Origin of the sequence: Parapedobacter deserti (assembly GCF_042646065.1) — a bacterium.
GTDB lineage: Bacteria > Bacteroidota > Bacteroidia > Sphingobacteriales > Sphingobacteriaceae > Parapedobacter > Parapedobacter deserti.
In genome coordinates this window covers 262,299-287,486 of record NZ_JBHRTA010000038.1, presented here as the reverse complement: position 1 = coordinate 287,486, position 25,188 = coordinate 262,299, and the positions used below count along the sequence as shown (strand labels likewise).

The window sequence follows — 25,188 nt, the reverse complement described above, 5'->3', positions numbered from 1 at the left end:
TAAAACAAAATTGGCCATTTACTCCTACAGATTCCATAATCCTCCTTATATTTAACGGCACTATCCACCGTAAATGTTAGCTTGACGATTGTTATGAACAAAACCATTATTATCCTAATTGCCATCACGTTATTTTTGAGCTGCCAACCTAAAAAAGCCGATTTGCCTAATAAGGAAATGGACCCGGCAGTAACCGCCCAGCTGGCGGCCGATATCGAGAAACGCGTAAAGGCAGAGCTTGACAGCAGTCTTACGCTTAAACTCTGGGGAATCGATTCGTTGGTGATCTCGCCCATTGCCATTCATATTGACGACCATGGCAGGTTGTTCTATACGACGACAGACCGGCAAAAAAACTCGGAATTTGACATCCGGGGCCACCGCGATTGGGAAATACGCTCGATAAGCTTGCAGACCGTGGAGGACCGCCGGAAATTCTTACGCACCGAATTGGCTCCGGAAAACAGTGCGCGCAACACATGGTTGCCGGACATGAACGGCGATGGCTCGCACGACTGGCGCGACCTGACGGTAGAGCGGGAAAAGGTATACCGTGTTGAAGACATTTCCGGGGATGGGGTGGCGGATCGATCGCAATTGGTGGTTGATGATTTCCACGACGAAGTCACCGACGTGGCTGGAGGCGTATTTGCCGATGGGAACGACCTGTATGTGGCCGTGGCCCCCGACCTCTGGCGACTGACCGACAAAAATGGGGATGGCATTCCCGATGTGAAAAAATCCATATCCCATGGTTATGGCATACATATCGGCTTTAGCGGCCACGGCATGTCCGGCGTTAAAATGGGGCCGGACGGCCGCCTGTATTGGCAAATCGGTGATATCGGATTCAACGGCACCGGGCCCGATGGAAAAAAATGGGAATACCCCAATTGCGGGGTAATCGCACGGTCCAACCCTGATGGCAGTGACTTTGAAATCTTTGCCCATGGCCTGAGAAACACGCATCAATTTGTATTTGACGAGTACGGCAATATCATCAGCGAAGATAACGACGGCGACCATCCCGGTGAAAAGGAGCGACTGGTATATATCGTAAATGGCTCAGACGCCGGATGGCGCAGCAACTGGCAATACGGAAAATACCGCGACCCCAACAACAATAGTTATAAGGTGTGGATGGACGAAAAAATGTACCTGCCACGCTTTGATGGTCAAGCGGCATACATCACGCCTTGTATAAGCAACTTTGTAAGCGGCCCTGCCGGCTTGGTTTACAACCCCGGCACGGCGTTAGGTCCGGCGTATAAGAATACATTTTTTGTAGCGGAATTTGTGGGCAGCCCATCCAATTCCGGAATACACAGCTTCAAGCTGAAACCCAAGGGCGCAACATTTGAATTGGGTGAGCATAAAAAAGTACTGGGCGGTATATTGGCCACTGGCCTCGATTTCGGGCCGGATGGCGCATTGTATGTAGCGGACTGGATAGACGGTTGGGGCACACACGACTATGGTCGGATCTGGAAGATGGACGATGAGCGTGCTGCAAACAGCACCATCCGCCAAGAAGTTAAAACATTGCTTGCCGCCGATTTTGATAAAACGGAGATCACAGCATTGGGTAATCTTCTCCGGCATGAAGATATGCGTATCCGGCAAAAAGCCCAATTTGCGCTGGCCAAGCGCGGCGAAAAAGGCATGGAAATCTTCCGGCAAGCCCTCGCGCAGACCGACCATCAGTTGGCACGTGTTCACGCCATCTGGGGCATCAGCCAATTAGCCCGGAAAAACGGGAGATTTGCCACGGCATTGCTGCCCTTGCTGAACGACAACGACCCAGAGATACGGGCGCAAGCCGCTAAATGGCTGGGCGACATCCGATATGTAGATGCGGGAGCCGACCTGCTCCCACTATTAACCGACGCAGACAGCAGAACGCGTTTTTTCGCGGCTGAAGCGCTGGGGCGCATCCGTTATGAACCAGCAATCACACCAATCATCGCCATGTTGGAAGCTAATGACGACGAAGACGCCTACTTAAGGCATGCCGGTGCACTTGCCTTATCCCGTATTGGCATCGCAGAGCCAATCGCGGCACTCGCCGGCAACCCGTCACGGGCACTGCGCATTGCAGCCGTCGTCGCACTGCGACGGATGGAGCACCCCGGTGTGGCGCAATTCCTCCACGATCAGGATGAATATATCGTAACAGAGGCCGCACGTGCCATAAACGACGACCAGTCTATCGAAGATGCGCTGCCTGCGCTAGCCGACCTGCTCAATAAAACGCCATTTACCAATGAAGCGTTGACTCGCCGGGCAATAAATGCCAACCTACGCGTAGGAGAACCAGAAAACCTGGAAAACCTTATCCGCTATGCGCAAAACAGTAACCTACCTGGTCCGATGCGCAAGGAAGCCGTTGACGCCCTGAGTACGTGGGCTAAGCCGTCTGTGCTGGACCGTGTAGACGGCCGATACAGAGGAAGAATCACACGTAATGAAACCGAACTGAAAAACCAAACGGCCAATGTCTTTACCGGCCTGCTTACCGATCGTGAACTTGCTGTACGGCTCAGCGCCGCCAAAGCCATCGGCAAACTACAGATAAAACAGGCGGCGCCTGCTCTGCTTTCAGGACTGAAGCAGGACAAAGCGCCCGATATGCGTGTGGAATGCCTAAAGGCAATCGTGATGCTGAAAGACCCCGATCAGGAAGAAGCCATCAGACTGGCACTTGCCGACCGTGAGAAATCCGTGCGTGTGGCGGGGCTTGATTTGTTGGAAAATATGACAATCTCCCACCCAATCATGGTTGATCTGCTTGCCGATGTTATCAGCACAAAGACGGTGGAAGAGAAGCAAGCTGCCATCGTTACGCTTGGCAAACTACCACTCGAAAACTCCAGCCAGCTATTCGACAGGCTGTTGGATGAGATGGAAAGCGGCCGGCTAAGTTCGGATGTTTACCTTGAATTGGGCGAGGCGATAGACAGCACTCGATCGGAAACCCTTAATGCGCGGTACCGGGCCATCAGCCAGGGTCTATCACCTGATGAGCTGCTGGCGTCCTTCGCAAGCAGCTTACAAGGGGGCAATCCTGAAACCGGTCGACGCATTTTTTTCCAGCACCAACAAGCGCAATGCATGAAATGCCACACCTATGATGACCGAGGCAGCAACGCAGGCCCCCGCTTGAACGGCATCGGCAAGAAGCTGTCGCGAGAGCAATTGCTTGAAGCCCTTATCGAACCCAGTAAACGCATTGCTCCCGGTTATGGCATCGTAATGCTTGAGTTGAAAGATGGGCAAAGCATTTCGGGTATTTTCCAGGGCGAAGACGAACGAGGCGTCAAAATCAGAAAAGGCCAAGATGGCGATCAGCTGATTCCGCAGAATCAGATTGCAAAAAAGACCTTCTCGCCGTCAAGCATGCTGGATATGAAAGGGATACTAACGAAACGCGAAATACGGGATGTCGTAAGCTTTCTGGCCACGCTGACCGAAGACGATTGAGGACGTCGCTGGGCTTTGCTTATATTTTTGCGGCAGCAGCATCGTCGACAAACCATACCACCTGTCCATCCGTCGGACTAATGAGCTGGGCAGGATATTGCTCAACGTTGCGTTGGCCTTCCAGTACTTCATACAACGCATCCGCCTTATTCTGCCCGTAAGCGATAACAGCGATGTGCCTTGCGCGGTTGATTACCGGGACGGTGAGCGTGATTCGGTGCATTTCCTGCGGCTCAAGGTAGTAGCCAACGACCCATTTGTTCCGTTCATGCAACACTGCCGTATGCGGAAACCACGATGCCGTGTGGCCATCACCGCCCATACCCAGCAGGATGAGGTCGAAACGCCCGTCAGGATGGAGATGAAGCCTGAGCGACTGCTCGTATTCGCGGGCAAACTCGTCGGGTGAAATCCCCTCGGCCCACATCGGGAAAATTTGCTCTTCCGGAACCGGAACGTGCTCCAACAGTGTCTCGAAGGCCATGCGCGCATTGCTGCGTTCGTCATCCAACGGCACCCAGCGCTCATCACCCCAAAACACATATACCTGCTTCCATTGAACCCGCTCGCGATATGGCGGCGTGGCCAGTAATTGATATAGCCCAAGGGGGGAAGATCCTCCGGTCAATGCTACGGTAAAATGACCTTGCCGGGCGATGGCGTCGCTCGCCGTCTGTATGAATAACTCAGCAGCTGCTTCGTTAAGTTGATTTAACTCATTGAACTTCCTAACCATGCTATGTATGTAGATTTAATGCCCAGACATGTCCCTGCCGAGCAATCAGTGCCTCGGCACTCTCCGGTCCCCACGTCCCCGCAGCGTAATTGGGAAAATCCAGTGAATCCCTGCTCTCCCAAGATTCCAGAATCGGAGTGATTACATCCCACGCTTCTTCAACCTGATCCGAGCGCATATATAGCGTGGCATCGCCACGCATAGCATCCAGTAAAAGCGTTTCATACGCTTCGGGGGTCTGCGTGGAGCATGTGTCGTAATCAAACACCATTTCTGCGGGATTGAGGCTCATCTCCAGCCCCTGCTTTTTCGCGGTAAACCGAAGCCGTATATCCATGGTTGGCTGAATATTGATCGTTAGCCGATTTGGCATCAGGTTGCCCGCCTGCGTGGGCGAAAAAGTGGAATGTGGCACCGGCCTGAACTGGATGGTAATCGACGAGGTCTTCTCCTGCATGCGCTTGCCCGTACGCAGGTAGATCGGTACACCCTGCCACCGCCAATTGTCAATGTATAACTGCACGGCGGCGTAGGTCTCAGTGTTCGACTTGGGGTCTACCCCCGTTTCTTCGCGGTATCCCGGGACTTGCTTGCCGCCGATCCAACCCGGGCCATATTGGCCACGGACGGAAAATTTGTGTACTTCCTCAGGTCGCAATCGCCGAATAGCCCGCATCACATCGGCCTTGCGGTTGCGGATTTCCTCGGCCTGAAAGGAAATGGGCGGTTCCATCGCAATCATGCACAATACCTGCAACAGGTGGTTTTGTATCATATCGCGCAGCGCGCCCGAATGTTCGTAATAGGCCCCGCGGTCCTCCACGCCTACCTGCTCAGCTACCGTAATCTGGATGTAATCTATATAGTTACGGTTCCACAGCGGCTCGAAAAGCGCATTGGCAAACCGGAATGCAAGAATATTCTGCACAGTCTCTTTGCCCAGGTAGTGGTCTATGCGATAAATCTGCTCTTCCTGAAAAGTCTGCGCAAGCAATCTATTGAGCGCTATCGCCGTTTCCATATTGTAGCCGAAAGGCTTTTCAATGATAATACGATCTGACGCGGGCACATTCGCCAGGTTATATTTATTGATGTGCACCGTTGCCGCTTCGATAAATTGCGGTGCAATGGATAAGTAAAATAACCTGTTGGCCCGGACGCCCCATGCTTCATCAAATGCTTCAAGCTTCGCCGCCAGCCCTGCATAGGCGGCGTCATCGTTGATGTTGGATTCGAAATAGGAGATCGCCGTGTTAAACTGCTGCCACTGTGCATCATCCGGCCTTCCTTTCCTTGAAAATTCAACCAACCCGTCATACAAGTGGTCTTTATAGCTTTCATCGCTGAGCTTGGTCCGTCCGAGACCGATCACCGCAAATTTGTCAGGCATCCAACCATCAATATAAAGGTTGTAAAATGCCGGGATCAGTTTTCTCTTGGTGAGATCGCCCGTACCACCGAAGATTACGATAACGGTGGGCGCGATTTTTTTGCCTGATTTCATGAAATATTAGCTGCTCGTTTAATGTACAATTACTTAGTTTGGTAGCCCATCGCTGCTTGCCGCTCCAGCGCGATGACTTTCTGCAGCCGCCGTTCGAATCGCTCTCCCCCGTCGTATTCTGCCTTGAGGAACGCCATTACCAGCTCCCACATCAGCTTCGGTCCGACGACCCGCCCACCGATACACAGCAGGTTCATGTCGTCATGCTCTACGCCCTGATGCGCTGAATAGGTATCTGTAATCAAGGCTGCTCGCACACCGGGAAATTTATTGGCCGCAATCGATACGCCTACGCCACTGCCACAAACCGCGATGCCGCGGTCGACCTCACGGTTGACCAGCGCGCGCGCCAATGGGACAATGATATCGGGATAGTCGTCTGCCGAATCATACGTAGTTGCGCCATAGTCTTGCGCATTAAAACCTGCCCCGGCAAGTTCAACCAGCAACTGCTTTTTCTGTTCAAAACCGGCATGATCCGCCGCGATGCCTATCTTCATATGCTGTGATAGCTTATTACACGATGTTTGCCCGGTTTATGACCGTCAAACAGGCGATGAAGATAGCCAAAAAAATAGTTGCACACCAAACTTAATGCAATTTTCTAAGCCAGTTACCCACAATCTTATACATAGTTTTCTTATGTATATCGAAAAATTATGTATATTTGCCTCATGAGTTCGGCGACATTATTGAAGGGCACACTGCAGACCATTATTCTGAAATTGCTGGAAGACCACGACAAGATGTACGGTTACGAAATCACCCAAAAGGTGAAGGAACTGAGCAATGGTGAGTTTAAACTTACCGAGGGCGCCTTGTACCCTGCTTTGCATAAACTTGAAGCTGAGGGCTTATTAGATACCAGCACCGAACTGGTGGGCGGCCGTGTCCGTAAATACTATACATTATCTGCTAAGGGTAAAGGAGAGGTAAAGGAAAAAATGAGCGAAGCCGCAACGTTTATGGAAAAGCTGCAGCTGGTGCTGAACCTTAAACCGTCAATCTCATGAGCACCTTAATGGTTTTACGCTAACACATGGCACATAATCGTATCAGCTGTGATATCAATGCCACCACTTTGCTACCTTTTATTTTTGCAGATGCCGCTTCTATCGCATCATCCGATAAGATCGTCAACGCGAGTTACCGGAGATCCATTATCTACTAAGTTAACAACTGATGACTCTAACCCCAGCACATCTCGATCAAATCAAGACATTCATCAGCAAACGCGGCTTCACCGCCATGGACCTCCAAATGGAAATCATCGACCATGTAGCCTGCCGCATCGAGGACAAGCTGACTGAAAACCCAAGTTTGACTTTTGAACAGGCATTGAAACAAACACATGCTGAGTTCGGCATCTTCGGCTTTAGCACATTGGAAGAAGCCATGGCCAAATCCCTTAACCGGAAATATCGTGGAGTTATTATTCAGGAATTTCGACGCTGGATCAGCTTCCCTTCTGTTATCTTACCCATTGGCTTTGGTATACTGTTGTTTTATCTGTTTCTGATGGCACCATCCACCCCCTTGCTCACTGCTTGCGCATTGTTAAATATAATGGGTTCCATCGTGGTTTGCACTAACCACCTCCGGATGAAAAAGCGGTACCGCAAAATGATGGTGATGCGGGGTGTGAGCGCATATGCTTTTGTTCCTACGATCGCTTTTCAATACTGGCTCCAGCTCGGGCATCACACCTCCCAAACCTGGGAATGGGCTGTCATGTTCAGCATTCTTTGCTTAGGTCTTTGCTTTCTTTTCGTAGCTGTCTTTCGCCTGCAAACATTTGCATTATCGAAGTGCCAAGAATTGGAAGCGCAATACGGTGTCCTTGCAGATAATCAGATCAGTTAGGCTCTTCAAAAATGTGCGATCGAATATATACTGACCGGACTGACCCGCTGACCTTCTTTAAATGTGGCTGCCCGCACCGTGGTATGTTCAGGCACTTCAAACGGTCCGTTATAACGCGGCGAACCGGATGATGGCTCACTGCCATCCATTGTATAACGGATTTCCGGCTGGTAACTGTCCGTTTTTAGCATTACTTTGGACGTGTTGCCCGCCACGTTGTCTTCCACCTCGAAATACACCTGGTAGGCACTCTTGGCATAGTTGATGCCCGCCCGCTCATAGCGTACGTACTGGGTTTCCATCCGTCGGATAAAATCTTCCCAGTTTTTATTTTCGGGACTGCTCCACCCGATTTCGGCAACGGCTGCACCGCGGGGATAGGTCATGTAGTCGGCCTTATCTGGCGAGTGGATATATTCGCACCAAACATTGCCCTGCACACCCAGAATGAAATCCCTTTCCCTGCCGACCAATTCTTCCGGTATGGGCTCAAAGGAATACACCTTGCGGAGCGGCAAGTGACCGCCTATAGCATTGGGTTCGTGGTAGGGCTCGCCTTGGAAATAGTCGAGGTACATATGTGTGGTGGGGCTCATCACCACCGGATGATGCATCCGTGCGGCCTCAATCCCCCCTTTAATGCCCCGCCACGACATTACTGCCGCGTTCGGTGCCAAACCGCCCTCCAATATCTCATCCCACCCGATAATGCGCTTACCTTTACTGTTCAAAAACTTCTCGATACGTGTAATGAAATAGCTCTGCAGCTCATGTTCATCCTTCAGCCCCTCATCCTTAATACGTTTTTGGCAATGCGGACAGGCTTTCCACCTGTCTTTAGGGGCTTCATCACCCCCGATGTGGATGATTTCGCTTGGGAACAGTTCGACTACTTCTGAGAGCACCCCCTCCAGAAAAGTAAATACTCCCTCTTTGCCGGCGCAATAAATGTCTTGCTGAATAGCCCACTGCTCAGGGATAGCAAAAGGTCCGCCCGTACATGATAGCTCGGGATAAGCCACCAACGCGGAAAGCACGTGGCCCGGAAGTTCGATCTCGGGTACGACGGTGACATATTTCGATTGTGCGTAGGCAACGACTTCCCTGATGTCATCATGGGTATAAAAGCCACCGTGTGGGTTATGGGTAATATAGGGCCCTCGTTGAAAATTTGTGCTCGGTCGCCAGGCGCTCACGTCGGTCAGCCTCGGATATTTTTTGATCTCTATGCGCCAGCCATGGTCTTCCACCAAATGCCAGTGAAACACATTCATTTTATGCATGGCCAGATAGTCGATGTATTTCTTGATGTAGTCTACCGAGTAGAAGTATCGGCCCACGTCAAGCATTAGGCCCCGCCAACCGAACCGGGGTTTGTCCACAATGTCCACAGCAGGGATGGACACCTTAGCCACCGGATTCCCCGTAGGCATAAGCTGGTAAATAGTCTGTATGGCGTAGAACAAGCCATTGGCTTTTGCGGCCTGCGCCATGATTCCGCCCTTATCTACCTTAAGGCGATAGCCTTCATCGCCAAGCGTGTCCTGAGCCAGTCGCAGTGTAATTGTATTATTACCCCCACCACCGGATATTATGCGCGGACGTATTCCGGTACGTTCATATAAACCTTGCGCGAGCAGCTCGCCCAATGCGCGCAACTCTCCATTACTGTTATCCAACCGGATAGTGGTCGTCTTCCGAAATGAAAACGCACCGTGCTGCGGTTCTAGCTGTTGCGGTTGAGGAATAATGGAAAACTGTCGCTCCTGAGCCTGTATTTTGAAAGACTGCGATAGGGCGGCAATAATGAATAATAATATAGTCAGTCTGCTCATAATTAGTGTGTATCCTGCAAACATAGGCAACGGATTCCATATTCAATCAGCGCAATCGATTGTGGGATTTTCAAAAAAATCGGGCAACGGAGATTGAGGGGGGTAAGCCAAGTGCTACCGCTGCTCATTGTAGCCGGCCACCCATTCCATCAGCTCGCGGCATCGTTCCTGTAGCCAACTATAACCCGAAGCGCCTTCCGGTGCAGCGAACAGCTTAGAGCCAAGCCCCACTGCACTGACTCCAGCGTCAAGCCATCCCCTGATGCTTTCGGATGTAGGGTTTACCCCGCCCGTTGGCATAAACCGCATACCGGGAAAAAGCGGCTTGATGGCTTTTAGGAATCCCGTCCCCAAGGCATCACCGGGGAACAGCTTCACCAAAGGCGCTCCCAAATCCTCGGCCATGCTTATTTCTGTAGGTGTCATACATCCCGGCACCCATAAGATTCCTCGTCGCAAAGTTTCCTCTGCTATTTCCGCCTTGACCACGGGGCTCACAATAAACCGGGCACCAAGCTCAATGAACACCTTAGCCATTGCAGCGGTTTTGATGGTGCCAATTCCGAGCAGCAGGTCAGGCCAATGTTCTTTTTGATAAGCCAACAGCCTCGAAAAATTTTCCGGTGCTTTATCACCGCGGTTCACGAACTCAAAAACGCGGATGCCGCCGTGATAGCAGGCGTTTACGACTTCGGTGCATGTTTGAATGTCGTCATTATAATATACTGGTAGCGCTGGGTACCTTGATATGTGGTCAAGTGTTTTTTCCATTTTTGAAATGTGAGATTTGAGCTAATAATTTTCGGTGTCCGGACCCTTCCTTTATAAATCTCCGTTTCCAAAGTCGCCCCTGACAAACAGCTTCTTGAATCCAGCAGCCGTGGCGGTGTCAATAACTTCCTGTGCGGATCGTTCATTGACCAACGCATAAATCAGTCCTGCCATAAAAGCGTCACCGCTACCGATGCGATCGATCACTTGATTCGTTTCATTGACCGCAGACATAAAATCACCTTCCCTCATATGATAAGTACCGTAAAGGAGGTTGTGGGTTGCCGAATCCATGAACCGGAACGTGTAAGCGATGTGTTTGCATCGGGGCAGCAATTCGAACACTGCATGCGCAGACTCCTTAGCGTGCTCGAAGTATACCGCGGGTGCTGTGTCCCTTGACAACGTTTCCAGTACAGCGGTACCGAGCATTTTGTTGGCCGCCCAAATATTACCCATTACGACGTCACAATACTGAAGCAAAGCGGGCATCACCTCGATAGGCTGCTTTCCGTAGTTCCACAATTTACTTCGATAGTTGAGGTCAACCGAGACGGTAAGCCCTTTCCTGTGTGCTGCCTCCAGTGCCTCGCTGCAAACCGCTGCCAGCTCAGCATTCAAAGCTGGAGTGAGCGCGCTCCAATGAAACCAACTATAGCCTTCAAGCACCTTGTCCCAATCAATGCTGCCCCGCTTCAACTGGCTGAAGGCCGAATAGTGCCGGTCGTATACTACCTCACCCTTGCTCAGCCCGTTGGCTGAAAGCAAAAAATATAATCCCAGCCGGTCGCCATTCATTATTATCGGCGATACGTCTACGCCAAGACTCCGCAGTGTTGACAGCGCCTGTGCCGCCAATTCGTTATCGGGTATACGGCTCAAGTAACTGCATGCAACGCCCCATTGCCCCAGGGATGCTGCGACGTTGGCTTCAGATCCGCCCGGAAAAACCGTCACTTGATTGTGTTCCCCCAGGAAGGACTCCCCCGATGAACTCATCCGAAGCAACAATTCGCCGAATGAAAGTATCTTATGTTTAGTCATGGTCTGCTAAAATACAACTATTGCGGTTTCATTTCTGCGCAAATTTGTTTTTTGCTAATCACTGCATTTGGCAAGGGCTTGCTCGAAGTCTGCAATCAGGTCTTCGATATGTTCTATCCCCACGGAAATACGCAACATGCCATCGTTGATGCCTGCCTTCTGTTTCTGCTCGGGTGAATGGTGCATTCCCCACATGCTAGCAGGGTGCACCGCCAATGACTCCACTCCGCCTAAGCTTGCGGCATTTGCAAAAATACGGAGGTGGTTCAGTACGGTCTGTGCACGAGCGAATTGTTCTTGTTCATCCTCCCCGTCTATCTCTACGCACAGCATGCCCGTAAAACCGCGCATCTGCTGCTTGGCTAACCCGTGCTGCGGATGTGAGGGCAGGCCGCAATGCAAGACGCGTTTAACGAGCGGCTGCTTTTCAAACCACCGGGCCAAAGCCAACGCATTTTCATTGATTTGCCTTACGCGGAGGGAAAGGGTTCGCAATCCCCGCAGCAGCAGCCAAGAATCAAAGGGTGCGAGCGCACCACCCAACGATAGCAGTTTTTTCCAAGCTTTATCCACCACCGCCTGGCTGCCACAAATCACGCCGGCGGTGAGGTCGCTGTGCCCGCCAAGATATTTGGTGGCGCTGTGCACGACGATGTCAATGCCGAAATCGCCCGGCCGCTGGTTAATGGGAGACGCAAACGTATTATCGCAAACAGTGGTAATCCCTGCTTTCTGTGCCAACGCCCCAACATAGGCAAGATCAGTAAGCGCGAGATTCGGATTGGAAGGAGTTTCCAGATAAATCAGCGTCGTGTTAGCCTTTATTGCTTTGTCAAAGGATGCATTATCAGATTGATCGGCAAAAGACACTTCCACGCCAAATTGCGGCAAGAGTTCTTTCAGCAATATATTTGCCGCGGAGTAATGCGAATGCTGAGCCACCACATGGTCGCCAGCTTTTACTACAGACAAGACCGCAGTGCTAATTGCCGCCATCCCCGTAGCGGTCAGCAGTGCGGCTTCGGTACCTTCAAGCCTGGCAATAAGCTCCGCCGTCTGACTGCTCACCGGATTACCGTGGCGGTGGTAAAAATAGGGGTGGCGCGCCTCCGTCGCCGCCTTAGCGTAGTCCACCGCATTGTCAGCTGCATAGTATGTGGCTGTCTGGTATATTGGCGGAACAACAGCAGGGGTGTTATTGAATGTTTTACCCGAATGGATCAAATCCGTTTCAATATGGCTCATGCTTTTTTTTAAATTTGTATGGATAAAGGTAAGGAGATGGTGTGGCATACGCACGAAAAATTTGGATAAAAACAGGATTATCGTTACATTGGTAGCAATGGACAAAAAGAAGGACATCACAACGATAGACGATATCCGCCTGCTTGTGGACACATTTTACGGCAACGTGCGGAGGGACCAATTGATCGGCCCGATTTTCGAAGGGGTAATCGGCAACCGATGGCCCGAACACCTTCAAAAGATGTACCGTTTCTGGCAGACTGCCCTTTTCGGTGAGCACACCTATCTTGGCCGGCCGTTCCCGCCACACGCCGAGCTGCCGGTGGAAAAGCGGCATTTCGATGCCTGGCTTGGCCTGTGGTGCAGTACCGTAGATCGATTTTTCGAGGGTGAAAAAGCGGAGGAGGCAAAATGGCGAGGCGAAAAAATGGCCGTTATGTTCCTTTCTAAAATCAACTTTTACCGAAGCAGCACGTCAAAACCGCTAACATAGCACGGCTAAGGCGCTGCCATGTCGTTCAGCACGCGGATGGCCTGCCTGATATCGCCTACCTGTTCAAAAGCAATACGCAAAGACCCTCTCACTTCCTTAAGGTTACAGAACGTGGGATTCTGCTGTACGAATTGCAGTACCCTGCCAAATTTGTCGCTCTCGAAATAATTGGGGTTGCTTGCGAAGTATCCGCGCAAAATATTCTTTTTATAAGATATCTTCTCGAAGCCGATTTCCTTCCCCAGCCATTGAAGGCGCAGGGTATTGAGCAGTTCTTCTACCTGCCGTGGCACCGGACCGAAACGGTCGCGCAGCGATTGCCTGAACGCATCCAGCTGCTGTTCGTTTTCCAACTTGGCAATTTCATTATATAAGTTGTACCGCTCGGCGACATTGGTCACATATTCATCGGGGATGAGCACCTCCAGGTCAGTATCAATCTGGGTGAAGGAAACAAACTCACGTGGCTTCACATCCTCGAAAAGGCCAGAAAACTCATCGTCCTTCAATTCTTGTATAGCTTCGTCTAGGATCTTGTGGTACATCTCAAAACCGATTTCGGCGATGAAACCGCTCTGTTCTGCTCCAAGCAGATTGCCGCTGCCACGGATGTCGAGGTCGCGCATCGCTACGTTGAAGCCGCTGCCCAACTCGGAAAATTCTTCAATGGCGCTAAGCCGCTTGTAAGCCTCGGAGGTGAGCGTCGAAAGCGGCGGACTCAGCAAGTAACAAAAAGCTTTCTTATTGGACCTCCCCACACGGCCCCGCATCTGGTGCAGATCGCTCAGCCCGAACATATGTGCGTGGTTGATGATGATCGTGTTTGCATTGGGAATATCCAAACCAGCTTCAATGATTGTGGTAGCGACCAGCACGTCGTAATCGTGGTTAATGAATTTGAGCATAACGTTTTCAAGCGCATCCCCTTCGAGTTGGCCATGGGCCACGCCCACACGTGCATGGGGGACCAGCTTTCGGATCATATTGCCCAGCTGCGGCAGGTCTGCCACGCGGTTATGGATAAAAAACACCTGTCCACCGCGCTCTATTTCGTACGCAACGGCCTCTTGTATCAACGTCTCGTTAAAGACGTGCAGTTCTGTCTGCACGGGCTGGCGGTTTGGGGGTGGTGTATGGATGATGCTCAGATCTCGGGCTCCCATCAACGAAAAGTGCAGTGTCCGCGGAATGGGCGTAGCCGTAAGCGTAAGCGCGTCTACGTTAGCACGAAGCTGTTTAAGCTTTTCCTTGACCCCCACGCCAAACTTCTGTTCCTCATCGACAATCATCAGCCCAAGATCTTTAAACTTCACGTCCTTACTGACCAGACGGTGCGTACCGATGATGATGTCAAGTTTCCCTTCGGCAAGCCGTGCCAAGGTGTCTTTTATTTCTTTGTTGCTTTTAAAACGGTTGATGTAGTCTATGGTGCAGGGAAAGCCTTGGAGCCTTTCCGAAAAGGTGCGGTAATGCTGCATCGCCAGGATAGTGGTCGGCACCAATACTGCCACTTGCTTGTTGTCGGCCACTGCCTTGAATGCGGCTCGGATAGCAACCTCGGTTTTGCCGAAGCCCACATCGCCGCATACCAGACGGTCCATCGGATGAGGCGATTCCATGTCGCGCTTGACGTCAAGCGTGGCCTTTTCCTGATCGGGTGTATCTTCGTAAATAAATGACGCTTCCAATTCGGTCTGCAGGTATGTATCGGGACTATAAGCGTTGCCGGTCTGGGCCTTACGCTGCGCATAGAGTTTGATCAGATCACGCGCAATGTCTTTAACTTTTTTTTTAGTAGTTTTCTTGAGCTTATCCCACGTGTCTGTACCCAGTTTATGCATCTTAGGAATCGAGCCTTCCTTGCCGGTATACTTAGAGATGCGATTGAGCGAGTTGATATTGACATACAGCAGATCATTGTCGGCATATACCAGCCGGATCATCTCCTGTACCTTTCCATTTACTTCCACCTTTTCAAGTCCGGCATATTTGCCTATGCCGTGGTCGATGTGGGTGATGTAGTCGCCAGGCTTCAGCTCGCGGAGCTCCTTAAGCGTGATCGCCTGCGAACGTTCATATCCTTTTTTACGCTTGTATTTGTAGTAGCGATCAAATATCTGATGGTCGGTATAAGCAGCGAAGCCCAGTTCTAAATCAGAGAAACCTTCCCGCAACGCCGTGTGAATGGGCGTAAACATGACAGACTTGTCCAAGTCGTCAAGGATGGACGTCAATCGCTCAATTTGTTTATTCGAGTCACTGAAAATACAATTTCGCAGTCCAGCCTTCTCGTTTTCCCTGAAATTGTGAATAAGCAGGCTAAAATCCTTGTTAAACGACGGCTGGGGCCGTTGATCAAAAGCAATGGCTTGCGTTGGCTGGTAAAAAAACTGCTTTCCAAATTCGACCACGGCAAAGTCATGCAGCATTGCCGCCAAATTCTTATCGTCGGTGAAATTATATTTCGGGTCTACCCACTCAGGGTTTTGCTGTTTGTCCGCCGCAGGCAAAGCTTTCCATAATTCTGCAGCCTTTTTGAAGCCTTTAGCAACAACGTCCAAGGTAAACTGCACATCTTCCAACCAGATGACCGAATCAGCCGTTATGTATTCCAACAACGAGATATTGCCCTCGGTAAGGAACTTGGCCTGCACATTGGGCACAATCGTGACAGTATGGATCTTGCTTACCGAAAGCTGGCTTTCGATATCGAATGTGCGGATGCTTTCAATATCGTTACCGAAAAACTCTACACGGTACGGGAGGTCATTGGAGAATGAGAAAATATCAACAATGCCCCCTCTGATAGCGTACTGTCCGGGTTCATACACAAAGTCTACCCGTTCGAATTCGTACTCCTGCAGAAACTCATTGATAAAATCGATATCAATATTACTGTTTTGCGTAATTTCGAGGGTGTTTTTTTCCAGATCGCTGCGGTTGATTACCTTCTCGGCTAATGCTTCGGGATAGGTGACCACCATCTTGGGCAATTCACTGCTGTGGTTAAGTGTGCTGAGCGTTTCCGCCCGCTGCAAAACGTGGACGCTATCGGTTTGCGTAAAGTCAAATGCCCGGCGGTATGATGCTGGAAAAAACAACACCTGTTTATCCAATAAGCCCTCCAGATCACTTAAGAAATAGGATGCATCTTCATGTGTAGGCAGTACAAATACCATCGGACGCTCCTGCAACTGATAGCATGCCACAGCCACCATCGCATCGGCTGACCCAATCAATCCACGGAGTTGAATTTTCGGGTTTTTCCCCTGCAATGCCCTTGCTAAAGCAGTTACCTTTTCGCTCTGCTCGTATTTTGCTAAAATATCACCTATGCCCACAATCGTAAAACGGAGGCAAAGGTAAAGAAAATAAAGCACATCCGTTTTTCAGAAAATAGCTATTTTTACCATCAGCTATGGATATCCGAAAAAATTTCGTTGCGACTGGCATTATGTTATGCACCTTATTACAACCTTCCTCGTCCCAAGATGTCAGGGCTATTGACCGCATACTTGCCGCCTACGGCGGAGAAAGCCCAGGCGCCTCACTACTCATCGTCCGGGATGGCCAAGTGTTGCTGCAACGCCACTACGGCTATGCCGACCTGGAGAATAAACAGCCGGTTTCGGCGGCGACAAATTTCCGGCTGGCATCGGTGAGCAAGCAGTTTACGGCTGCCTGCATCCTGCAGCTTGTTCATCAGGGAAAGCTGGATCTCAGCACTACGATACCCGAAGCGTTTCCCGAATTTCCTGCTTACGGTAACGCCGTGACAGTGAAACACCTCCTCACCCATACATCGGGTATACCCGACTACGAAGACTATGTCGCCGACACTGCCTTTAATCCGCAAATTAAAGATAGTGGGGTGTTGGACATCCTCATCCAACTGGATAGCGGGTATTTCGCGCCGGGTACACAGCATCGGTACAGCAACTCGGGCTATGCCCTCCTGGCACTCATGGTTGAGCATTACAGCAGCCAGTCTTTTGCTGCCTACTTGCGGGAACACATTTTCATTCCGCTGGGTATGACCTCCACGGTGGCCCATGAAGCCGAAAAAACGACCGTGCCCGCCCGCGCTTTCGGTTATAGCCTGTTAAACGGACAATGGAAACGCAGGGATCAGAGCGCAACGAGCGCAGTGCTTGGTGATGGCGGCATTTACAGTAATGTGATGGATTTGGCTATATGGGACCAAGCCCTGTACGGCGAGGACGTCCTCCCGGCCCATTGGATAAATGAGTCTTTCGCGTGCCATAAGCTGGCGAATGGCGACAACGTACCATACGGGTATGGGTGGCACCTCAAGAAGACGAACAGCGGCGAACAGGTGGTGTACCACACGGGAAGCAGCACCAGCTTCCGTAATATCTTTTACCGCATACCGTCGCGCCGCTTCAGCATCATCTTACTGACCAACCGCAACCAGCCACAGGAGGAAGACATGCTAACGCTGGCGGAGCAGGTTGCTGACTTGATATTTTTATGAAAACAGGTTTCTCCATCGAATCATTAAGATCGACGTTGATCCGGCAGGCCTATTACATCACGGGTTCTATGGACGATGCGGAAGACGTCGTGCATGACGCATATTTGCAATGGAGTACGCTTGATATCCAGCACATCAAAAACCCACAGGCGTATCTTATGCGCATCGTCACCAACATGGCGATCAATCTAAAGGAAAAACTGAAAAGGCAGCGCGCGGCTTACTTCGGCCAGTGGCTGCCTGAGCCGGTCAGTGATTCTTCAGATAAATTAGCTGCAGGAAAAGACAGCCTTTCTTATTCGCTGCTTGTACTCTTGGAATCGCTGTCGGCCAAAGAACGCGCCGTTTTTATCTTAAGGGAAGCGTTTGGCTACGAGCATCATGAGATCGGACAGGTGCTGGAAATCGCCGAAGTATATTCCAGAAAGCTACTTAGCCGGGCCAAAGCACGGTTAGCCACAGATAAACGTCAACCAGTTTCGCTTGAGCAGCAACAAGCATTTCTGGAGCGGTTCCTTCAAGCCATCTGGAGCGGTGATACCTCGCAGGTGGAAGCCTTGCTTCGGGAAGACGCCACCGTTATATCAGATGGTGGCGGCAAGGTCCCCGCCGGAAAACATCCGGTTACCGGGCGCCTATCCATCGCCAAAATGCTTACCGGTCTATACCGTAAATTCTATCGGGATGCTTTGGCCGAACCGCTCATTATCAACGGCCAACCGGCCATCTTGTATTGGAAGGACGATATATTGGTGAACTGCCAGATTTTTGATATCAACGCAGCGGGCATCAGCAATGTCTACTTCGTTAGAAACCCTGATAAGCTCAACCGATTGGCAGAAAAAAAACCGCGGCCAATGTCACGTATTCCGTAGATTGTTTGTCTATGATTTAAAACGATAAACAAAATGGAAGAACGAATTGCAATTCAAGATTACCCGGCAGGATTGCTGGACGGAATGCGGAAAACACAAGATTACATCGACCATTCGGGGCTTGACCATGTTCTGCTTGAACTGGTATATATGCGTGTATCACAGATTAACAGCTGCGCCTATTGCATCGACATGCATTACAAGAAAGGGTTGCACTATGGCGATACAGCATTGAGGCTTCTTTCCGTGTCAGCGTGGCGCGAGGCACCATACTATACCGAAAAAGAACAGGCTGCACTTGAATTTGCCGAAAATCTCACCCACATGGCCCCTGAAACACGCAGCCACGATATCCACCTAGCGTTGGCACAACACTTTTCAAAACAGGAAATCGCCGTCCTGTCATTGGCGGTGGCTCAAATCAATTCGTGGAATCGACTGATGCGATCTTTCGGGGCGGTTGCGGGCAACTTCAAGGTTACCACCTAACGCTTGGCACAGCCGTTGCCTTTTCTTAGGTGTAAGCAAATTATATCGTATTAAAAATTCAGCGAAGCAATCCGCCTGTCCCGGAAAAATACATTCCGGTATCGGGTAGTTGTAATTTTGGCGTCAATGTTGCTGTAGTGTTTTATGCTGAATCGAATAATACTCCTCGCAGTAATAGCAACAATATCTGCTTCCTGTAGCATAGATAAACAGGCTAAGGCGCTCCGCGCGCTTGAAAAATGCCGATATGAATTGGTTTCAGCCGACAGCATATTCTTGGCTGGTACAGATGTGACGAAACTCGTTGCCGACGGCAAGGTTGATATCAGCCGAATGCCCGGTGTTGCCTTAGGCTTCTTTAACCGCGACATCCCGTTGTCAGGTGTGCTGAATGTCCGGATAACAAATCCAACAACTAACCTGGCCGGCATCCGGCAGTTCGCCTATAAGATAGCCGTGGAGGGGAACGAGTTGGTTGAAGGCACCTCGGACTATCCTATCGAGGTACCTCCGGGCGAAACAATTGTAGTGCCGCTAAAACTGCAAACCAACATATATGAGTTTCTTTCAGACAGGCAGACGCTCAATAAGCTGCTGACATTCTTACAGCGTACGCGGGAAGGAATAACAGATGAACAGGTAAATCTTACATTCAGCATTAAACCCACACTGGCCTTGGGCAATAAAGCGATCAACTATCCCGGCTATATACGCGTCGATAAGAAAATAGACGCCGCCCAACTGCTTAAAAGCGGATTGCTTCGTTAACGCTGCGTGTACTGCTCCGCGTAGTATTGCTGGTAATGCCCTGATGTGACGTCCTGTAGCCATTCCTCATTGGCGAGGTACCAATCCACGGTCTTCTCCAACCCTTCTTCGAACTGCAAACTCGGCTCCCACCCAAGATCGTGTTTCAGTTTCCCCGCATCAATAGCGTAGCGCAAGTCATGCCCGGCGCGGTCTTTCACAAATGTGATCAATTTAGCCGACTCCCCCTCCGTTCGCCCCAGTTTGCGGTCCATGATGCGGCATAGCAGCCGGATGAGGTCTATATTTTTCCATTCGTTGTGCCCGCCGATGTTATAGGTCGTGCCCGAAGCCGCCTGATGGAAAATGACGTCAATAGCACGTGCATGGTCTTCAACCCACAGCCAATCGCGCACGTTTTCACCCTTGCCGTACACCGGCACCGGTCTGTTATTTTTGATATTATTAATAGCCAGTGGAATCAGTTTTTCGGGAAAATGATGAGAACCGTAGTTGTTCGAACAATTAGAGATCACGGTATCAATCCCGTACGTGTCGTGATAAGCCCTTACAAAATGGTCGGATGACGCTTTTGAAGCGGAATATGGTGAATGCGGATCGTATTTGGTCTCTTCCGTAAACATACCGGTATCTCCCAACGCACCGTACACCTCATCGGTCGATACATGGTAAAACCGGTGTTTGCCGTATGCTCCTTGCCAGCAACCGCGTACAGCATTCAACAGATTTACGGTGCCTACTACGTTGGTAAGCACAAATTCGATGGGGTTGCTGATAGAGCGGTCTACGTGCGACTCCGCGGCCAAATGGATAACCGCGTCGGGTCGCTCCTTAGCGAACAGGTCGTTGATAAACCGCGCGTCTGTGATATCTCCCTTTACAAATCGATAATTCGGCTTGTCCTCAATATCGCGGAGATTCGCAAGATTGCCGGCGTAAGTCAACTTGTCTAAGTTCACGATTTCATAGGCCGGATAGTTGGAAACAAACCTGCGCACGACATGCGAACCGATAAACCCTGCACCTCCGGTGACAATAATTTTTTTCATCATACGATTTCAACCATTCAGTGGGTTATCCTTCAAATACTGCTCCCATCTCCATGCCGACTGCATCATTTCAGCAATGCCCAACTCCGCTTTCCAGCCCAATTCTTTAGTTGACTTGGATACATCGCCCCACACCTGCTCCACGTCGCCGGCACGGCGCGGCCCGATCTGATAGTCGAGTTTTACGCCGGTGGCCTCTTCGAAAGCCGCAATAACCTCGAGCACTGAATATCCGCGTCCGGTCCCAACGTTAAACACATCGAAGTTGCCGTTGGGGTTACCGTTTTCAAGTAACCGAATGGCTGCGACATGGGCTTTAGCCAAATCTACTACATGGATATAATCGCGGATAGCCGAACCGTCGGGCGTGTTATAGTCATCGCCGAAAACGGTGATCGGCCCACGTTTACCGATGGCACTCTGCGTGATGAACGGCACAAGATTCTGTGGCACGCCCAAGGGAAGTTCGCCGATGAGCGCACGTTCATGGGCTCCGACCGGATTGAAGTACCGGAGCGAAATGACGTTGTAGTTGCTAAAAGCAGCGGCCGTCTCGGACAGGATTTCTTCCGATACCTGTTTGGTATTGCCATAAGGTGATTCCGCCTTTCTAACCGGTGCCGCTTCTGTAACAGGTAATTGGTCCGGCTGACCATATACCGTACAGCTCGAAGAAAACACAAAATTCACCGGCCTGCCTGCATAGGCATTCAGTAGGTTAATTAATGAAAAGAAATTGTTGTGGTAATATCTGAGCGGCTGCTGAACCGACTCACCAACAGCCTTGTATGCCGCAAAGTGGATAACACCAGCGATATCCGGATTTTCTGTAACGAATTGCGTTACCTTCGGCTCATCACAAAGGTCGAAATGATGTGCCTCCGGCTTGACACCGGTAATTTTTTCAATTTGATTTAACACACCCGCGTTGGAGTTTACGAGATTGTCTATCACCACGGGTGTGTATCCTGCGTTCTGAAGCTCGACGACGGTATGTGATCCGATATAACCGGTTCCGCCGGTAACCAAGATTTTACTCATTTATCGTTTATTGTAATAGGTGAAATCCTTGTGTTTAATTTCCTGATCGGATAGCGACCTGAAGTATTCATAGGTTATCCGCAATCCTTCAGCGCGCCCTACTTTGGGCTCCCAACCCAGCAGGTCCCTGGCTTTACTGATATCTGGCCGTCGCTGCTTAGGGTCATCCACCGGTAGCTCTTTATATATCAGCTGCTGGTTTGTTCCGGTAAGTTTGATGATTTCCTCTCCAAATTGCTTGATCGTTATTTCATCCGGATTGCCGATGTTCACCGGATAGGGATAGTCGCTATGCAGCAGTCGGTAGATGCCTTCCACTTGATCATCTACATAACAAAATGAACGCGTCTGTGAACCGTCGCCGAATACCGTGAGGTCTTCACCTCGCAGGGCCTGGCCAATAAACGCCGGCAGTACCCGCCCGTCGTTGAGCCGCATCCGTGGGCCATAAGTGTTGAATATACGCACAATGCGCGTCTCCAAGCCGTGAAAGGTATGATAGGCCATGGTGATGGCTTCCTGAAAACGCTTGGCCTCATCGTAAACACCCCGTGGCCCGACTGGGTTTACATTGCCCCAATATTCCTCGTGCTGGGGGCTCACAGTGGGATCGCCGTATACTTCAGAGGTAGAGGCCACCAATATCCGTGCACCCTTCGCTCGGGCCAGACCCAACAAATGGTGCGTACCTAACGACCCAACCTTCAGCGTTTGTATAGGAATTTTCAGATAATCTATCGGACTCGCCGGAGACGCGAAGTGGAGGATGTAGTCCAGCTTGCCCGGAACATGCACAAACGTGGACACATCATGATTATAGAACTCGAAATTTTCAAGCTCAAACAGATGTTCGATGTTGCGGAGGTCGCCTGTGATTAGGTTATCCATGCCGATTACGTGGTAATCCTCCCGAATGAAGCGGTCGCATAGGTGTGATCCCAGGAAGCCTGCGGCGCCGGTGATGAGTATGCGTTTTCTAGACATATTTACGTGTTGTAACCAATAAGAAAATACTTTTGACGCATCTCCTCCGTAAAGAACGCCTGTTTGAGGTGGAGGAGAAACCGATAAATTAACTTTATAGCGTAAATTTATCTAAGTTTGGTGCGAATATAAGTATTATAGGCAAGATGCGGACAATTTATCTCGTTGGTGTCAAAATTTATCGGTTACTAATTTGGTTATTGTCACCGTTCAACGACAAGGCCAGAAAATGGCTTTCCGGCCGGCGAGGCTTGCTTGCGCAGATCGCCCGTGAGGTAGATAGTAGCAGGGGCAGTATATGGTTCCACTTCGCGTCGCTCGGTGAATTTGAGCAAGGACGTCCTGTGCTTGAAGCGCTCCGGGCGCAACGGCCCGATAATACGTTTGTGGTTACCTTCTATTCGCCATCAGGATATGAAGTAAGGAAAACGACTCCACTTGCCGACCACGTGTTTTACCTGCCTGACGACTCACCGCGCAACGCGCACCGGTTCATTCAATCGATAAACCCCCAAATGGCCATATTTACCAAGTATGAGTACTGGCCATTTTATTTCAGATCACTGGCTTCCAAGAAAATACCATTATATTTGATTTCCGCCATATTCAGGCCGGATCAAGTATTCTTCAAATGGTACGGGGGATTCTTCAGGCGAACACTTGAGTGCGTAACCCATTTTTTCACGCAAAATGAGGAAAGTCTCAAGCTCCTGGGCCACCTCGACATTACACAGGCAAGCCTTGCGGGCGACACGCGCTTCGACCGGGTGGTGACGTTACCGGACGTATGGAAATTCATCCCCGAGATCGAGCCCATCGTTGAAGGAAGAGCGGTTTTAGTGGCAGGCAGCACCTGGCCAGCCGATGAACAGCTACTTGTGCGTCTTCAAGAACAGCATCCCGATTGGGCATTCATCATCGCTCCCCATGAGATACATGAGGACCGCATCACGTCCATTGAAAAACTGTTTTCCAGATGTGTCCGGTTTTCCAGTGCAAGACGCCAAACTACAGACAGTGAACAACAACGGCCCCGTATCATGATTATCGACAATATTGGCATGCTGTCCTCCCTATATGGCTATGGCGATATTGCTTACATCGGCGGAGGGTTTGGCGTGGGCATCCACAACACATTGGAAGCTGCCGCATATGGCATACCCGTGATCTTTGGACCTAATTATAATAAATTTCAGGAAGCTAAGGACCTGATTGAAAAAGGAGCAGGTTATAGCGTAAACGATACGGGCAGCCTGTTGGACGTGTTTGAGCGGCTGACCGGGGAGCAGGAACGGGAAACCGCGGGAAGGGCGGCACGGCACTACGTGCAAGCGCGTGCAGGCGCTACAGCCGCAATCCTCCGCCATTTAGCTAACAAATAGTTCTGCGGCGATGTGATCGGCAAACAATTTGCCCCTTCTCGTAAGGGTTGCTATCTTTCCGGATAAAAAAAGGTCTCCGCTTAATAGAAAGGGCTGAAGCGCCGAGCGGAGCATCTGGCAGTGCGCGTGTCCGAATTGCTTGGCTACATGGTCCAAATCCACCCCCCAAATCGTCCGGAGTGCTGTCATGATGTATTCATTGAGTCTGTCTTGCTCACTCAACACTTCTTTTTCGCAAGGCAAGACACCAGCTGTTACCTTAGCAATGTATCTGGCGTTGTTTCTCACATTCCATTGCCGCGTATCACCGTCAAAGGAATGTGCCGAAGGACCAATGCCCAAGTAAGGTGTTCCCTTCCAGTAGCCGCTGTTGTGCCGCGCATAGCAACCCGGCTTGGCAAAATTGGATATTTCGTAATGTACATAGCCCTTAGCGATAAGGGTATCCATCAAATATTCAAACTGAGCCGCACTCTGCGTCTCGTCCATCGGGGCCTGAATACCTTTGCGGACAAAAGCTGCCAAGGCCGTCTGTGGTTCAACAGTCATGCTATAGGCCGAAACATGCGGAATTGCAAAATCCAGCAGTCTGTTTACATTATACTGCCATTTATCGTCGGAAAGCAATGGATACCCATAGATGAGGTCCGCGGTAATAGCTACATAACCTGCATCTAAGACACGCTGGATGGCGCCATGGGCCTCCGCTGCGTCATGTGCACGGTTCATCCAGCGCAGGTCTTCTTCAAAAAAGGACTGTATACCGATGCTGAACCGATTTACTGCGGTACCCCGCAATGCGCGTACTTTGGCATCGTCGAGATCATCCGGATTTGCCTCAATGGTTATCTCTGCACCGGGCAGGATATCAAAATGGCTGGCAGCGCTGTCAACAAGCCGCTGTAGATCATCCGCGGCAAGCAACGAAGGGGTGCCGCCACCGAAGTAAATGGTTTCAACGGGCTGGCTGAGGTAGTTGGCTTGCAACGCAAGCTCGTGGTGCATGGCCTGCAGCATCTGGCTCCGGTGCCTTGACGAGGTACTGAAATGAAAATCGCAGTAGTAGCAAGCCTGCTTGCAAAAGGGAATATGGAAATAAATGCCAGCCATCCTGCAAAGATAGTTACTCTATAT

At 50.5% G+C, this 25,188-nt stretch carries 21 protein-coding genes; 9 read left to right on the top strand and 12 right to left on the bottom strand.

The window, feature by feature from the left end:
* Positions 1-93 precede the first annotated feature (93 nt).
* The gene (locus ACFOET_RS13905; protein ID WP_379023656.1) at positions 94-3,480 is read left to right on the top strand and encodes a HEAT repeat domain-containing protein; all 3,387 of its coding nucleotides are present in this window, start codon (positions 94-96) and stop codon (positions 3,478-3,480) included.
* A 19-nt stretch (positions 3,481-3,499) separates the two neighbouring features.
* Here the strand turns inward: ACFOET_RS13905 and pgl are convergent, their stop codons facing one another.
* The 3 genes from pgl to ACFOET_RS13890 are packed head-to-tail and all read right to left on the bottom strand — an operon-like array spanning position 3,500 to position 6,220.
* Positions 3,500-4,216: a 6-phosphogluconolactonase gene (pgl, locus tag ACFOET_RS13900; RefSeq protein WP_379023654.1), complete on the bottom strand. Its 717-nt coding sequence runs from the start codon at positions 4,214-4,216 to the stop codon at positions 3,500-3,502.
* Between the two features lies 1 nt (position 4,217).
* The gene (zwf, locus tag ACFOET_RS13895) at positions 4,218-5,720 is read right to left on the bottom strand and encodes a glucose-6-phosphate dehydrogenase (RefSeq protein ID WP_379023652.1); all 1,503 of its coding nucleotides are present in this window, start codon (positions 5,718-5,720) and stop codon (positions 4,218-4,220) included.
* Positions 5,721-5,749: 29 nt separating this feature from the next.
* Positions 5,750-6,220, bottom strand: coding sequence for an RpiB/LacA/LacB family sugar-phosphate isomerase (locus ACFOET_RS13890; protein WP_379023650.1), 471 nt, complete (start codon positions 6,218-6,220; stop codon positions 5,750-5,752).
* A gap of 174 nt (positions 6,221-6,394) precedes the next feature.
* Between ACFOET_RS13890 and ACFOET_RS13885 the strand changes: the two genes are divergently transcribed.
* Positions 6,395-6,733 carry a PadR family transcriptional regulator gene (locus ACFOET_RS13885; RefSeq protein ID WP_379023648.1) on the top strand — a complete coding sequence of 113 codons (339 nt, stop codon included), beginning with the start codon at positions 6,395-6,397 and terminating at the stop codon, positions 6,731-6,733.
* Positions 6,734-6,902: 169 nt separating this feature from the next.
* Positions 6,903-7,583, top strand: a complete 681-nt coding sequence (locus tag ACFOET_RS13880) for a hypothetical protein (protein ID WP_379023646.1) — start codon at positions 6,903-6,905, stop codon at positions 7,581-7,583.
* Positions 7,584-7,588: 5 nt separating this feature from the next.
* Here ACFOET_RS13880 and ACFOET_RS13875 read toward each other — a convergent pair whose 3' ends face one another.
* From ACFOET_RS13875 to ACFOET_RS13860, 4 genes are all read right to left on the bottom strand, one after another.
* Entirely contained in the window at positions 7,589-9,418 is a 1,830-nt protein-coding gene (locus tag ACFOET_RS13875) for a beta-N-acetylhexosaminidase (RefSeq protein ID WP_379023644.1), read from the bottom strand.
* A gap of 114 nt (positions 9,419-9,532) precedes the next feature.
* Positions 9,533-10,189: a beta/alpha barrel domain-containing protein gene (locus ACFOET_RS13870; RefSeq protein WP_379023642.1), complete on the bottom strand. Its 657-nt coding sequence runs from the start codon at positions 10,187-10,189 to the stop codon at positions 9,533-9,535.
* Positions 10,190-10,240: 51 nt separating this feature from the next.
* Complete coding sequence (locus tag ACFOET_RS13865; protein ID WP_379023640.1) at positions 10,241-11,233, bottom strand: PfkB family carbohydrate kinase; 993 nt, start codon at positions 11,231-11,233, stop codon at positions 10,241-10,243.
* 54 nt (positions 11,234-11,287) lie between these two features.
* On the bottom strand, positions 11,288-12,478 hold the full coding sequence (locus tag ACFOET_RS13860; protein ID WP_379023638.1) for a trans-sulfuration enzyme family protein: 1,191 nt from the start codon (positions 12,476-12,478) through the stop codon (positions 11,288-11,290).
* Positions 12,479-12,575: 97 nt separating this feature from the next.
* On the opposite strand from ACFOET_RS13860, the gene ACFOET_RS13855 reads away from it, so the two are divergent.
* On the top strand, positions 12,576-12,971 hold the full coding sequence (locus ACFOET_RS13855; RefSeq protein ID WP_379023636.1) for a group III truncated hemoglobin: 396 nt from the start codon (positions 12,576-12,578) through the stop codon (positions 12,969-12,971).
* Between the two features lie 5 nt (positions 12,972-12,976).
* On the opposite strand, the gene mfd is transcribed toward ACFOET_RS13855, so the two are convergent.
* Complete coding sequence (gene mfd / locus ACFOET_RS13850) at positions 12,977-16,312, bottom strand: transcription-repair coupling factor (RefSeq protein ID WP_379025120.1); 3,336 nt, start codon at positions 16,310-16,312, stop codon at positions 12,977-12,979.
* Positions 16,313-16,389: 77 nt separating this feature from the next.
* Between mfd and ACFOET_RS13845 the strand changes: the two genes are divergently transcribed.
* From ACFOET_RS13845 to ACFOET_RS13830, 4 genes are all read left to right on the top strand, one after another.
* Entirely contained in the window at positions 16,390-17,466 is a 1,077-nt protein-coding gene (locus ACFOET_RS13845) for a serine hydrolase domain-containing protein (protein ID WP_379023634.1), read from the top strand.
* Positions 17,463-18,341: a sigma factor-like helix-turn-helix DNA-binding protein gene (locus tag ACFOET_RS13840; RefSeq protein ID WP_379023632.1), complete on the top strand. Its 879-nt coding sequence runs from the start codon at positions 17,463-17,465 to the stop codon at positions 18,339-18,341. The genes ACFOET_RS13845 and ACFOET_RS13840 overlap by 4 nt, the downstream gene beginning before the upstream one ends.
* A gap of 33 nt (positions 18,342-18,374) precedes the next feature.
* Entirely contained in the window at positions 18,375-18,830 is a 456-nt protein-coding gene (locus ACFOET_RS13835) for a carboxymuconolactone decarboxylase family protein (RefSeq protein ID WP_379023630.1), read from the top strand.
* Positions 18,831-18,974: 144 nt separating this feature from the next.
* Positions 18,975-19,598: a hypothetical protein gene (locus tag ACFOET_RS13830; RefSeq protein ID WP_379023628.1), complete on the top strand. Its 624-nt coding sequence runs from the start codon at positions 18,975-18,977 to the stop codon at positions 19,596-19,598.
* On the opposite strand, the gene rfbB is transcribed toward ACFOET_RS13830, so the two are convergent.
* The 3 genes from rfbB to ACFOET_RS13815 are packed head-to-tail and all read right to left on the bottom strand — an operon-like array spanning position 19,595 to position 22,672.
* On the bottom strand, positions 19,595-20,647 hold the full coding sequence (gene rfbB / locus ACFOET_RS13825) for a dTDP-glucose 4,6-dehydratase (RefSeq protein ID WP_379025118.1): 1,053 nt from the start codon (positions 20,645-20,647) through the stop codon (positions 19,595-19,597). The genes ACFOET_RS13830 and rfbB overlap by 4 nt on opposite strands.
* 9 nt (positions 20,648-20,656) lie before the next feature.
* The gene (gene galE / locus ACFOET_RS13820; RefSeq protein WP_379023626.1) at positions 20,657-21,688 is read right to left on the bottom strand and encodes a UDP-glucose 4-epimerase GalE; all 1,032 of its coding nucleotides are present in this window, start codon (positions 21,686-21,688) and stop codon (positions 20,657-20,659) included.
* On the bottom strand, positions 21,689-22,672 hold the full coding sequence (locus ACFOET_RS13815; protein WP_379023624.1) for a UDP-glucuronic acid decarboxylase family protein: 984 nt from the start codon (positions 22,670-22,672) through the stop codon (positions 21,689-21,691).
* A 146-nt stretch (positions 22,673-22,818) separates the two neighbouring features.
* Between ACFOET_RS13815 and ACFOET_RS13810 the strand changes: the two genes are divergently transcribed.
* Positions 22,819-24,054 (top strand): 3-deoxy-D-manno-octulosonic acid transferase, encoded by a 1,236-nt coding sequence (locus ACFOET_RS13810; RefSeq protein WP_379023622.1) that lies wholly within the window; start codon positions 22,819-22,821, stop codon positions 24,052-24,054.
* Here ACFOET_RS13810 and hemW read toward each other — a convergent pair.
* A complete protein-coding gene (gene hemW / locus ACFOET_RS13805; RefSeq protein ID WP_379023620.1) occupies positions 24,040-25,164 on the bottom strand; it encodes a radical SAM family heme chaperone HemW in 1,125 nt (374 codons plus the stop codon). The genes ACFOET_RS13810 and hemW overlap by 15 nt on opposite strands.
* Positions 25,165-25,188: the final 24 nt, after the last annotated feature.